The following is a 12820-nucleotide window of genomic DNA, read 5'->3' as shown; positions in this document are numbered from 1 at the left end:
TGCAGCCCGGGACAGGAAAGGAATCCTCGGGGCAAGAACCTTGCGACGTCGATGTCTTTGCGAGCGCGTTTTCCGCGCATTGCGTGCTTCGATCGCCGTTGATCGAAGCGAAATTGAATAAGCAAGCCGCGTGCCAGTTTTTAACGGCGCGATCATGGCATTGTAATTGCTCGATTATTCAGGAAGATGGTTGGAAGGCCCGCTGTGCGGGCAGTTGCGATTTCTGCAAATATTTTGAGCGGATGCCGCTCGCCCGGCTTTTGATCCTGCGTTTATTCTGTGCAGCGCAGCATGCCTTGAGGCTAGATGTCGTCGCTCAAAGACTGCGTCGCGCTTGTCGTTTTCACGGCAAATCCGGCGACATAGGCGGCGATCTCCGCTGGATCGAAAATATGGCCGTCCATGAAGCGGTCGCCATCCCTGCCGCCCTCGATACGGATATCGGCATCGTCGGGCGACGCCTCGCTGCCGAGTGCCAGCCGATAGAGATCGGAACGGTAGGCCGAGGCTGCCATCTTCATGTTCTGCTCGGAAAATGCGCTTTGCCCCCAGCGTATCATCTGGCTGAAGATCCAAAGCGCCTGACTCGGGCGCGGATAGTTGGCAAAGCCGCCATGGAAACTGAAATACCTGTCGATGATGCGGCGATGGCCTCTGGCATCAAGGTTGAATTCGCCTGCCAGCACATGGCGGATGATGTGCACAGGTGCCGCAATATAACGCTGATCGGCAAGCGCTTCGGCAAGGGAATCGTGATTTTCTGGCCGGTCACACCAGCGCGCTGCTGCGTCCAGCGCCACGATAAGGCGCGACACGGTTTCCGGATGGTTTTCGGCCCATTCCGGGCGCATGCCGATCACCTTTTCGGGTGCGGAGGGCCAGATATCCTGCTTTGCTGCGACGATGCGGCCGACGCCTCGTTCGGATGCGACCATGTTCCAGGGGGCGCCGACGCAGAAGCCATCGATGGCGCCGGCGGCGAGCGCATCGGATGTGAGGGGCGGCGGCACGACGACGAGCTTCACGTCCCGGTCCGGATCGATGCCACCGGCGGCCAGCCAATAGCGGAATTCGTAATTATGCGACGAGAAGGGATAGGTCATGCCAAGTGTCGGCGGCTGCTCCCCGCGCGCCTTCATGGTGTCGACCACCTTCGCAAGCGCCTGCGAATTTTCCAGTGCGCTTGCCTGATCGGACAGGCCTGTTTCTTCGCACATGCGGTCGAACAGCCGCGTCGATAGCGTGATGGCATTGCCGCCACAGCCGAGAGAGAATGGCGTAATCGTGGGCGAGGGGTTCGAGCCAAGCCCGAGCATCGCCGCGACCGGCATCGGCGAGAGCATATGAGCGATGTCGAACTGGCGAAAGGCAAGACGGTCGCGGACATTGGCCCAGGAGACGTCCTTGACGAGATCGAGGGCGATTCCCTCCTTGCGGGCGAAACCGAATTCCGCCGCCGCAATCAGGACAGAAGCATCGACGAGCGGAATGAAGCCGGCGCGCAGTATGCGCGGGCCTTCGCCGGCAATCTGGGCAGGCGCCGAAGGATTGCTGTCACCCGCCTGTTGGGCTTTGGCGGAACGGGTTGCTTGCACTCTCATATTCACTCCGATGCCTCCCCTCTCAAGGCGACGGACAAGATGGGGCTCGGTACGCTCACATCAGCAACCCCGCTGCCGTCACAACGCTTTGCGCGATCTCGGACATCTTCTTCTTCTCGTTCATGGCCGTCTGTCGCAGCAGCGCGAAGGCTTCCTCCTCCGAAAGGCCGCGCATCTTCATCAAGATTCCCTTGGCCCGCTCGACGATCTTGCGTTCTTCAAGCGCAGACTTGGCGTCCGCCAGTTCCCGCTGTAGCCGGCTGAAGGCATTGAAGCGGCTGACGGCCATATCGAGGATCGGCTTGACCCGCTCCTTCTTGAGGCCGTCGACGATATAGGCTGATACGCCGGCCTCGACAGCCGCCTCGATCGAGGCGGTGTCGGAACGATCGACGAACATGGCGATCGGCCGCCCTACCGTCCGCGTCAGCTGAAACAGATGCTCCATCATGTCGCGGTTTGGATTTTCGAGATCGATGATGATGACGTCTGGACGTAGCGTCTCGATCGTGCGTGCGACGCCCTGCACTTCATGGATGACCGTCACCCGCGCATGACCAGCCTCCCGCAGCCCCTCTTCGATGATCGAGGCGCGGATCGTGTTTTCATCGATCACAAGAATGGTCAGATCGAGACGGCTCATTGCATCTTTATGACGCAATGCAGCAAGGCGAACAAGTGTTGCTCGCTGAAATATTGGGCGATTTTAAAAATCGCCTAAATATTAGGCTATTTTGGCCTGTTCTGGCTATTTCCTCATCAACGCTGCCAATAGGCGGCGATGCTGAAAGTGCCAGGATCCCTGGCGATCTCGCTCTTGACGAAAGCGCGGACGGCACGCGCCTGCTTCTGTTCGCAGGCGACCCAGACAAAGGTTTCCGGATCGGCCGCAGGCACGATGTCGCGCAGGATGCGTTCAAGCGTATCCGTCGTCCCGGCAGCGGCATCATTGCGATGCAGCCAGGTGACATTCATCGATGCGCTTGATGTCAGCGGCTGCTCTTCTTGTTTGTCGGCGATCTCAAGAAGGATCCGCAACTCGGCATCGGCAGGGACGGAGGCTGCAATGCGGGCGATGGCCGGCAGCGCGGTTTCGTCGCCGGCGAGAATGAGCTTGCGCGCTGTCGGCACGCCGCCGCCACCGGGGCCGATCAGGCCGGCAGGGTCGCCGGGGCGAGCAGTCAACGCCCAGGTCGCTCCCGGCACATCGTCGCCTTCATGTACGACGAAATCGATATTCATCTCGCCGCGGTCAAGATCGATGCTACGGATCGTATAGGCGCGGATGGTCAGCGCATCATCGCCCTTCGGCCAATGGATGCGGCCGTCCGGCTCCGTATGCGGCCAGACCGGCTCGCGGCCTTTCGGCGGAATGAGCAGGCGCGCATGCAGGCCGCCCTCGACGAAATGCCTGGCATCATCAGTCGCAACGACGACGCGGCGCATGTGCGGAGTGATATCGTAGGCATCGACGACCCTGATTTCGCGGAGGTTCGGTATGGCTGATGGTTGCGGGCCGTCGGCCCAATCGAGGGCGAGAGTGTTGCTGGTGGAGAGTTCGAACAGGTTTTCGGCGACCATGCTGCGGATCGTGAAGAGCATGGCTGCCGTCGGGCAACGTAGCTTGATGTCGAGACGATCATTGCTGACGGCGATGTCGGCGCTGCCGATGACGGTATCGAGGCGGGCTCCGGCCTCACTTCTCGTGATGGTGACATGTTCGGCAAAACGCGCGCAGAACTGATCCAGCAATTGACCGGCATCCTTGTGGGTCGCCACGCCGGAAGCGGTGAAATCCCTTGAATGCATCATTTTTTCGTCTCCTTGCGGGTCAGGAACCAGATGAGATAGGGCCCGCCAATCAGCGCCGCGAACAGACCGACGGGAACCTCATAGGGAAAGATCACAATGCGCGACAGCCAGTCGGCCAGCACGAGCAGCATGGCGCCAAGCAGCAAGCTCGCGCCCAACTGTTTGAGGGTGCTACGAAAGCCTATGAGGCGCCCAAGATGCGGTGCGATCAGCCCCGTCAGGCTGAGCGGGCCGACGAGGAAAGAGGGGATCGCAGTCAGGATGGCCGCAAGAACCGCCAGAGTGAGGCGGCTTGCCGTAACCGAGAGGCCGACGGAGCGCGAAACGTCGCCGCCGAGCGGCAGCACATCGAACCATCGCCTCAGCATCGGCAGGATCGGAACGACAAGCACAAGCGAAATGACGCCGGTCCAGGCTTCGAAGGAACCGGCCCGATTGGTGGAGCCCGACAGCCAGGTCAGCAGGAGATAGGCGCGCAGATCGCCGCGTGAGAGAACGACAGTGACGATTGCCATGCAGAGCGCGCCGATGGCGACGCCCGAAAGCAGCAGTCGCTCGGGGTCGAAGCCGCCGCGCGCGCTGAATGCCATCATGGCGAGGAATGCAATCAGCGCGCCGATCGTCATTGCGGTGATCGTGACGACGGGCGAGGGGAATGCAAAGAGAAAGAGTGCAATCGTCAGGCCCGCCCCGCCGCCGGCGCTCACTCCCAGGACCTCGGGGCTTGCGAGCGGATTGGTGGTGAGGCGCTGCATGATGAAGCCTGCTGCGGCGAGCATCGCGCCGGCAGTTGCTGCAACGATGGTGCGCGGCAGGCGGAAAGGCAGAAGTTCCCGAAACTGGCTGCCGAGCGCCACGTGCCAGCCATCGAAGCTGCGCCCGACCGACAGAACAATGAGGATCAGAAGAACGAAACCGAGTGCGAGCAAGGCAAGCGCTCGTCCCGGTGCTGCAATCGTCAGCCGCGTCCGAGGACCGCCATCGCCGCGCAGCGCATTGCCGGAATGCAGGCGCCGCAGAAGCAGCAATAGGAGGGGGCCGCCAAGGAGCGCGGTCGCTGCTCCCGTCGGGGCAAGGTCGGTGAACCCCGGCGAGAGGAGCTGCACCAGGCAATCCGTCAGGAACAGCAGGCCGGCGCCGGCGATAGGGGCGGCGATCAGCAGGTGCTGCGTGCGCCGCGCGCCGCAGAATCTGGCGATGTGAGGTGCGGCAAGCCCAAGAAAGCCGATGATGCCAACCTGCGCCGTCACCGAAGCCGCCAGCCAGACGGCAAGCGCCAGAATGGCGAGGCGCATGCTGTGCAATGCAAGGCCGAGGTTCTTGGCGCTGCTGTCGTCCAGGCTCATCACCGTCAGAGGGCGGACCAGTACCAATGCGGCTGCAAAGCCGATGATCAGGCGCGGCGCAAGCGTGACGACACCGTCCCAGTTTTGCTGGTTCAGCGCGCCCGCGCCCCAGATGAAGACGGACATGACATATTCGCCGCGCGCGAGAATGATGGTGACGCTAAGTGCGGTTGCAACCAGCGTCACCATCATGCCGCATAGCGCCACCGTAACCGGGTCGAGACCACGCCTCCAGCTCAATGCCAGAACGATCAGGACCGCAGCAAGCCCGCCGACAAAGGCAGAGATCTCCCGCGGCAGGCCGATCAGCAAGGGAAAGAGCCCGACAGCGATCGTCATTGCCAGCTGCGACCCGGCGGCGATCCCGAGCGTCGAGGCGTCGGCGATCGGATTGCGCAAGACTCTTTGCAGCAAGGCGCCCGAAAGGCCGAGAGCCGCACCGGCTATGATTGCGATAGCCGAGCGCGGCAGCAGGCTATCGGTGAGCAAGATATGGTTGAGTGCGGCTGCCTCGCGTACATCAGCGGCAAGCTGCGGCCGCAGCAAGAGCAGAGCTGCAAAAGCAAGGATGCAGAGAGTGGCGAGCAGAGCACCGTTGCGTGCCAGCGATTTGCCTTGGGCAATCACAGGCCGATCAATCATTCCATGCACGGTTGAGGCCTCCTGCAAGGAGATCGGCGAAGCGTTCTGCCGCCGGCAGCGCACCATAGGGATTGATCGAGCCGAGCATGAGGACACGACCTTGCCGTACCGGCGGAAGCGCATTCCAGAATGCGCTTTGCTGGAGTTCCGCCAGAGCTTCGGCCGGATGCGGCGGGATGAGGACGATCCATGCATCCGGCATGGCGGCTAGCCGTTCGATGCCGACCGGTGCGGTCGCCGAATAACTTGTCAAATCCGGCCAGGCATTGGTCAGGCCGGTGCGGGTGAGAACTTCTCCGAACATGCTATCGGAGCCGAAGACGCGAAAGTGCCTGGCGTCGCCCAGATTGATCGGCAGGATCGGCCGGTGATCGCCCCTGCTGAAACTGGCGCGATAGGCTTCGAGTTTTTCGCGCGTCGCATCGACGAGGGCACGACCTGTCATAAGTCCAAGCCGCTCGCCGATCGCAAGGGTTGCCTGTTCCGAAAGCCGGTAAGGGCTGGCTCCGGGTTGATAAATGGCGTGACTCTCGACCGGTGCGATCAGCCGCATGCGATCGTCGGCCCAGGTATAGAAATTGGAATTGAAGATCAGATTTGGCCGGGATGCATGAAGGACTTCGAAGTTCGGCGTGCCGCGCAGCCCGAGATCGGCAACGCCCGCGGGAATGGCCGGGGTCACGGCAACGTCGCGGAATTGCAGTAATTCGGTGCCGGCAACCACATTTGCGCCGATCGCCAGCAGGGTTTCCAGAATGGCCCAATCGAGCGTCGCCACACGCGGGCTCGCCGCGGCGCGCGCCGGCGTCAGGCCGGCGATCGCACTTGCGCCTGCCATCGCAATGAACTGTCTTCGAGACAGCTTATGAGCGTTTCCTGCTGTCATTGGAAATAGCTGACCAGGCTGCAGCACTGTGACTGGGCAAGCATCCCTGCGCCGACGCGGTAAATTCGCAGCCACTGCGTCGTCATGCGTAAGCGTTGCCTTCGGTTTGAAACGAGTTCGAGGATTGCCTTGCGGCAATCCTCGGTTCCTTGCCATGATCGAAAATAAAAGTATACTTTAATTCTCAACTTACCACTTCTTGCTGAGCTTGAAGGTGATGGTTCTCGCTTCGCCGTAGCCGCAGACATTCTCGCCGGCGCAACCCGAGACATATTCCTTGTCGAACAGGTTCGAGACGTTGAGCGCCGCACCCCAGCCCTTCTTCTCGTAGCGGATGCCCGCATCAAAGAGCGTTGCCGAGGGTACACGCAGTGTATTGGCCTGGTCTGCCCAGGACTTGCCCTGGTAGCGCACGCCGGCGCCGATGCTGAGCCCTTCGAGCGCATCGCTCGTGAAGGCATAGTCGAGCCAAAGGGATGCGGTGGAATTCGGTACCAGATAGGGCGAGTTGCCGATGATGGAGGAGTCTAGGTCCTTGGTGATCGTCAGATCCGTGTAGGAATAGGAGCCGAGGAGCTTCCAATTATCATCCAGATTGACCTTGCCTTCGAATTCGACACCGCGCGAGCGGACCTCGCCGACCTGGCGCTGCAGGAAGGTGACCGGATCGGTCAGCGCCATGTTCTTACGGTTAATCTGGAAGATGGACGCCGTGAACAGGCCGTCGATGAAGTCAGGCTCATACTTGATACCGGCCTCGTACTGCTCGCCCTTTTCCGGTGTCAGGCCGCCGCCGCTGACGCTGGTGCCGATCAGAGGATTGAAGAAGGTGCCGGCGCTGACATAGGGTGTGATGCCGTTGGAAAACTCGTAGGCGAGGCCCGCACGGCCGCTTGGCGCTGATGCGTTCGACTTGTAACTCGTGCCGACCTTCGAGTCGGAATTGGTGTCGACGAAGTCGTAACGGCCGTTGAGCGTGACCAGCCAGCCATCGCCGAAGCGCATCTGGTCCTGCGTATAGATACCGAGTTGCTGCTGCGTCATGACCTGATTGAGGTAGACGAAGTTGGTTCCCTGCGGCGTGCCGTAGACCGGGTTCGTTGCGCTGATCGGATTGGAGCCGCAGCACGCCTGGATCTGGTCGAGGCGGTAGATCGAATAGTCCGTGCCGATTAGGAAATCATGGCTGATCGGGCCGGTGTCGAACTTGTTTTCTGCGCGTGTGTCGACGGAGAAGGTATCGACCTTTGAGCGCTCGAAAAAGCCGATGCGGTTCAGCATGTAGTTGGGATCGTCATAACCAGGGCTGAGCGGATTGCCGTCGACATAGCCGTTCAGATACGGGCCTTCCTCGCGCTTGTAGAGATGGCCGTAGCGCGCGTTCTGCGACACGGTCCAGCCGCCGTCGAAATCGTGCGAGAATTCGTAGCCCAGCATCTGCTGGGCATATTTGAGATTATCGATGCTTCGCTCGCCATAGAAGGCATCGCGCTTGATCTTGCCGAAGGGCGCATCGACAACAGTGCCGACATAGGGGAAGAAGCCGTTGCCGCTATGGATTTCATCCAAGCCGCTCAGCATGCCGAAGACGGTCAGCTTGGTGGACTCATCGGGCGAAATGGTGACCTGCGGCATGATGAAGCCGCGCAGGTCGTGGGTGCCATCGCTATAGGTGTCGCCGCCGGCGATCTTGCCGGTCAGGCGGTAGCGATAGACGCCGTCGGCCGAAAGCTTGTCGGAAAAGTCGAAGCCGACGAAGGCATTGCCGAGATTGTTGATGCCGATCTCGGTCGAATATTGAGGAGTGTCCGTTGGCTCCTTGCGAACCATGTTGACGAGGCCGCCCGGATTGGCGCCGCCATAAAGCACGGAAGAAGGCCCCTTCAGCACTTCGACGCGCTCGAGCATATAGGGATCGATTTGGAAGCCACCGAAGCCGTAGCTATAGAGCGTCAGGCCATTCATGAAGACGCCGCTCTGCGTCGCGTCGAAGCCGCGAATGTAGAACCAGTCGGTATCGCCATCATTGCCGAAGGGCTGCGCGGTAACGCCGGGCGTATAACGCAGAGCCTCATCCACCTTGTTTGTGATGCCGCGATCCTGCATTTCCTGCTGGCCGACGACGGAGACCGATTGCGGTACTTCGGTGATTGGCGTGTCGGATTTTGAGCCTGCCGTGGTCTTCCTGGCGACATAGCCCTTGACCGGCGCGGTACCGTTGTCTTCACTCTTCTGTTGCGAACCCTGAATAACCAAAGGCTGCAACTCAGTCGGCGTTTCCTGCGCCATGACCTTGGAGCCCGCCAGCAGCGCGATAATGGCTGCGCCCGTCGCCATGAGCCGCGCTCGCGATACGTCCTGCTTCAATCCCTGCATTTCCGTCAATTGTCCCGAATTCTTGCGCCCCGTTTAGCCCGGTGGCCGATCCCTCGATAAGATGAGCAGTTAACTCATATTTACAGGCGCGGCTTGTCTGTCACGGGGGAAATTGAATGTTTTTGGGCAATTCTCCGCAAAACCTACAATTGCTCGCGGGCTGTGGTTTTCAGGCAAGCCTGCTGCGCTTCCAGCTGGCAGGCGCAGCGCCGACATTCTTGCGGAAGACGCGGGTGAAATGCGCCTGATCGGCAAAGCCGGTTTCGACGGCAACGGTCGTCAGCGGCATCTCGCTGTTCAGAAGAAGCTGCTTGGCCTTTTCGAGCCTGGCCTGCGTTTGCCATTGATGCGGCGGCAGACCCGTCGACGCCTTGAAGGCGTGGCTGAAATGCGACTGCGAGAGGCCGGTCAATTCAGCCAGTTCTTCCAGCCGGATGGCGCGCGTGCAGTTCTCTTCGATATAATCGACCGCGCGCCGCAGCTGCCAGGTAGCGAGACCGCTGCGCTTGCGCGGCTGGGTGCCGCGCAGTTGCAGCACATTGATCAGCAACGAAAGTGTCAGGCCGTCGCCGTAGAGATCGTGCAGCGGCTCCGGGTTTTCACACTCGGCCGCGATCAGCTCGGCAAGCGCTATTATGCGCGGGTCGTTGAAATGCAGCTGCGGACGGCCGAGCCGCGCCGGGTCGATATGTTCCATCAGGCGCTGGCTGATGATCTCGGCGTCGAAATGAATATCGAGGTGGCGGACGAACTCGACGCCTGCCATGTCGACCCAGAGCTCCATGCCAGCGGGAATGTAGGAGATGCGACCACTACTATAATCCTGCAGCTGGGCCTGCGCGCGAGGCGAGGGGCGGACATTGGTCTTGCCTGCGCCACGCTGTTCCAGAAGGATGAACAGGCGTGGATCGCGTGCCACATAATATCCGCCGGCCTGCGCCGCGCAATTGACGTTCCAGATGTCGGCAACCATGCCGTTCCAGTGGCGGCGATGCATACCGCCGATGACGGAAAAGCCTCCGATCTTGTTCTGCATTCTTGGCTGAAACGTCATTTGCTGCTTCCGGCGTCGCTTTTGCGCAATAATCCTTCAAATTAAACTCAAGTTATTATAGCAACACTGCCCGCATAGCAATCCGCATGGGCGCGAGGGCGGTCGCCATGCAAAAAGATCTCTACCCGCGTCTCCAAATACAAACGGGATGCCCTTTCGAGCATCCCGCCTTTGAGATCGATACTGCTTATTTAGGGTCTATATCCTAGAACAGACCTGCCAATCTCACCGTTTTTGCATTGGGCTGAAACGAGGCCTGGATCACGTTGGACGGCTGATGGTTGGGAGATGGCTGGGGCGCAATGGCATGTGCCGGCCGGGTAGCCGGGCTCTGAGCCGGGCCGCAGCTTCCGGAGCTCGTTTTCTCGACCCGAGGCTTGCCGCTGCCGGAGCTGAAATACTCCACGGTTTGCGTGCAAGTGCCCTTGCCCGATGTCATCGAGATGACCGTATATCCTTTCACGCCTGCGGGGAGCTTCGACAGATCGATCTTCATGAGATTATCCGAGCCATCCGGCCACGGCGTGAAGAGACCCGGATCATTCATCAGGGCTGCGGCCTCGCGATCCATGGCAGCCGAGATGCGCTCTATGTCGGCGAAGGGCGAGACGTCGTCGATTGGAGCAAAGCCCGCCATCGACGCCGGACCGTCCCGGAAGGTAATCGTCGGTGGCTGAGCACCGCTGTAGCGGATCAATTCCAGCGAGCCGTCCGGCAGGCGAACTGTCATTTGGTGCGTATTGGCGGATTGCTCGATCTTCTGCTGAGCGACAGCCTGGCTCGCCAATCCTGTGGCTGTGATAAGGCCGGCGCCGATGAGAAATGCATTGCGGAGGGTTAGCACGATGATCTCCTTTGCTTTGAGAGCATGTCGGATCGGCTCCTGCTTGGATGGCTTGGAGCGCCGATCGATGCGAACCCTTTCGATCTTGGTCTCGCCTCTGCCAAATTTATGGCAGTCACTGCGGCACCATGCCGCAGTGGGGCCGCACTGCTGTCAATCCTGCGTGATAAACTCGTGACAGAAGCGTCGCGTGAACGCTTCCGCACGCGAAAACGGGCTCATTCGCTCGTTTTGAGCTCTGTGGGACAACGCCCGCTTGAAATTTCGCTTGTCTTCCGCCACCTGTGCGGCGCGACTTTTTTTATTCCCAGGAGACTAGACGCTTATGACGACCACCACCGCAGAAAATACCGCCGAGAGCCACGTTTTCGAGGCCGACGTTGCCCGCCTTCTGCACATGATGGTTCACTCGGTTTATTCGGACAAGGATGTCTTCCTGCGCGAGCTGATCTCGAACGCGGCCGATGCCTGCGAGAAGCTGCGCTACGAAGCGATTGCCCATCCCGGCTTGCTTGCCAACGATCCCGACAGTCGCATCCTGCTGACGCTCGATGCCGATGGCAGCAAGCTCGTCGTCGAGGATAACGGCATCGGCATGAGCCGCGACGAGATGATCGAAGCGCTCGGCACAATTGCCCGCTCGGGCACGCGCGCCTTCATGGAGCGTATCGAGGCCAACAAACAGGGCGAGGGTGCGCAGCTCATCGGCCAGTTCGGGGTCGGCTTCTATTCCTGCTTCATGGTGGCCGACCGCGTCGATGTTGTCTCACGCCGCGCCGGTGCGGAGGATGCCTGGCTCTGGTCTTCCGATGGCAAGGGCGGCTACAGCGTTGCGCCTGTTGACGTCAGCGAGGCGCCGGCGCGCGGCACCCGCATCACGCTGCATCTGATGGAAGATGCCAAGACCTATGCCTCGCGCTGGAGCGTCGAGCGCATCGTCAAGGAACAGTCCGGTCATGTGCCGGTGCCGATCAAGATCGCCGAAAAGCCCGGCGAGGAAGCGACGCAGCTGACCGACGGCACCGCGCTCTGGACGAAATCGAAGAACGACATTACGGCCGAGGAATATACCGATTTCTATCGCGGCGTTTCCGGCCAGTATGACGAGCCGGCGCTGACGGTGCATTTCCGCGCCGAGGGCCGCCATGAATATTCGGCGCTTGCCTTCGTGCCGGGCTCGCAGCCCTTCGATCTTTTCGATCCGGACCGCAAGGGCCGCATGAAGCTCTATGTGAAGCGCGTCTTCATCACCGATGAAGCCGAATTGCTGCCGCGCTATCTCCGCTTCGTGCGCGGCCTCGTCGACACGTCGGACCTGCCGCTCAACGTCTCGCGCGAGATGATCCAGGAAAGCCCGATCCTGACGGCGATCCGCAAGGGCGTGACCAATCGCATCATCACGGCGATCGAGAAACAGGCGGAGAGCGACCATGACGCCTTCCTGAAGATCTGGGAGAGTTTCGGCAGCCTCATCAAGGAAGGCCTCTACGAGGACTTCGAGCGCCGCTCGCAGCTTCTGGCGCTCTCGCGCTTCCGCACGACTACCTCGGGAGATGGCTATCGTTCGCTTGCCGACTACATCAAGGATGCCAAGGAGGGCCAGCAGTCGATCTACTATCTCGTCGGCGGCAGCCTGGAGCAGCTGAAGGCGTCGCCGCAGCTTGAAGGCTTCCGTGCCCGCGGCATCGAAGTCCTGTTGCTGACCGATTCCGTCGACAGCTTCTGGGTGACCAATGCACCGGAATTCGAGGGCAAGAGCTTCAAGTCGATCACGCAAGGCTCTGCTGATCTCGCCCAATTCAAGAAGCAGGACGAAGACAAGCCGGAAAGCGAAAGCGCGCCCGCCGAAGTCCAGGCCTTCCTCGACTATGCTAAGCAGAAGCTGGCCGATGAAGTCTCCGATGTCCGTGCATCCGATCGTTTGATCGAAAGCGCCGTTTGCCTCGTGGCCTCCGAGCAGGGTTATGACCGCCAGCTGGAGAAGATCCTGCAGGGAGCCGGTCGTCTACAGTCCGGCGCCAAGCCGATCCTTGAAATCAACATGGATCACCCGGTCGTCAAAGCGATCGCCGCCAAGGCGGATGCGCCGTCCTTGCGCGACGATGCTGCTTTCCTGTTGCTCGACCAGGCCCGCGTTCTCGACGGCGACAAGCCGGCCGATCCGCGTGCCTTCGCCGAACGATTGGCGCGGCTGATGGAAAAGGCACTGCAGTAATCAATCAGTCGGCACGGCTTTGAAAGGCCGTGCCGACCTGCTCG

General features: G+C 60.6%; 9 protein-coding genes. 1 reads left to right on the top strand and 8 read right to left on the bottom strand.

Annotated features, from left to right (window positions below; genetic code table 11):
• Nucleotides 1–302: 302 nt before the first annotated feature.
• From AC13RC_RS12915 to AC13RC_RS12880, 8 genes are all read right to left on the bottom strand, one after another.
• A complete protein-coding gene (locus AC13RC_RS12915; RefSeq protein WP_183809063.1) occupies nt 303–1601 on the bottom strand; it encodes a CmpA/NrtA family ABC transporter substrate-binding protein in 1299 nt (432 codons plus the stop codon).
• 55 nt (nt 1602–1656) lie between these two features.
• Nucleotides 1657–2244, bottom strand: coding sequence for an ANTAR domain-containing response regulator (locus tag AC13RC_RS12910; RefSeq protein ID WP_069614611.1), 588 nt, complete (start codon nt 2242–2244; stop codon nt 1657–1659).
• 116 nt (nt 2245–2360) lie between these two features.
• A complete protein-coding gene (locus tag AC13RC_RS12905) occupies nt 2361–3413 on the bottom strand; it encodes a DUF2218 domain-containing protein (protein WP_488557351.1) in 1053 nt (350 codons plus the stop codon).
• Nucleotides 3410–5401, bottom strand: coding sequence for a Fe(3+)-hydroxamate ABC transporter permease FhuB (gene fhuB / locus AC13RC_RS12900; protein ID WP_488557552.1), 1992 nt, complete (start codon nt 5399–5401; stop codon nt 3410–3412). Before fhuB ends, AC13RC_RS12905 begins: the two co-directional genes overlap by 4 nt.
• The gene (locus tag AC13RC_RS12895) at nt 5394–6239 is read right to left on the bottom strand and encodes an ABC transporter substrate-binding protein (protein ID WP_488557350.1); all 846 of its coding nucleotides are present in this window, start codon (nt 6237–6239) and stop codon (nt 5394–5396) included. The genes fhuB and AC13RC_RS12895 overlap by 8 nt, the downstream gene beginning before the upstream one ends.
• A 237-nt stretch (nt 6240–6476) precedes the next feature.
• Entirely contained in the window at nt 6477–8663 is a 2187-nt protein-coding gene (locus AC13RC_RS12890; protein WP_488557349.1) for a TonB-dependent siderophore receptor, read from the bottom strand.
• Nucleotides 8664–8832: 169 nt separating this feature from the next.
• The gene (locus AC13RC_RS12885; RefSeq protein WP_488557348.1) at nt 8833–9717 is read right to left on the bottom strand and encodes a helix-turn-helix domain-containing protein; all 885 of its coding nucleotides are present in this window, start codon (nt 9715–9717) and stop codon (nt 8833–8835) included.
• A 205-nt stretch (nt 9718–9922) separates the two neighbouring features.
• Nucleotides 9923–10561: a hypothetical protein gene (locus AC13RC_RS12880; protein ID WP_488557347.1), complete on the bottom strand. Its 639-nt coding sequence runs from the start codon at nt 10559–10561 to the stop codon at nt 9923–9925.
• A gap of 325 nt (nt 10562–10886) precedes the next feature.
• Between AC13RC_RS12880 and htpG the strand changes: the two genes are divergently transcribed.
• Entirely contained in the window at nt 10887–12776 is a 1890-nt protein-coding gene (htpG, locus tag AC13RC_RS12875) for a molecular chaperone HtpG (RefSeq protein ID WP_488557346.1), read from the top strand.
• Nucleotides 12777–12820: the final 44 nt, after the last annotated feature.

It is taken from the genome of Martinezella sp. CNPSo 3890 (genome assembly GCF_057784455.1).
Note: the sequence above shows the minus strand (reverse complement) of the source record. Positions and strands in the feature narration are given on the sequence as shown.

Coding starts and splice junctions, on each gene's coding strand:
- AC13RC_RS12915 (WP_183809063.1), bottom strand. CDS start 1,601: ATGAGAGTGCAAGCAACCCGTTCCGCCAAAGCCCAACAGGCGGGTGAC.
- AC13RC_RS12910 (WP_069614611.1), bottom strand. CDS start 2,244: ATGAGCCGTCTCGATCTGACCATTCTTGTGATCGATGAAAACACGATC.
- AC13RC_RS12905 (WP_488557351.1), bottom strand. CDS start 3,413: ATGATGCATTCAAGGGATTTCACCGCTTCCGGCGTGGCGACCCACAAG.
- fhuB (WP_488557552.1), bottom strand. CDS start 5,401: ATGATTGATCGGCCTGTGATTGCCCAAGGCAAATCGCTGGCACGCAAC.
- AC13RC_RS12895 (WP_488557350.1), bottom strand. CDS start 6,239: ATGGCAGGCGCAAGTGCGATCGCCGGCCTGACGCCGGCGCGCGCCGCG.
- AC13RC_RS12890 (WP_488557349.1), bottom strand. CDS start 8,663: ATGCAGGGATTGAAGCAGGACGTATCGCGAGCGCGGCTCATGGCGACG.
- AC13RC_RS12885 (WP_488557348.1), bottom strand. CDS start 9,717: ATGACGTTTCAGCCAAGAATGCAGAACAAGATCGGAGGCTTTTCCGTC.
- htpG (WP_488557346.1), top strand. CDS start 10,887: ATGACGACCACCACCGCAGAAAATACCGCCGAGAGCCACGTTTTCGAG.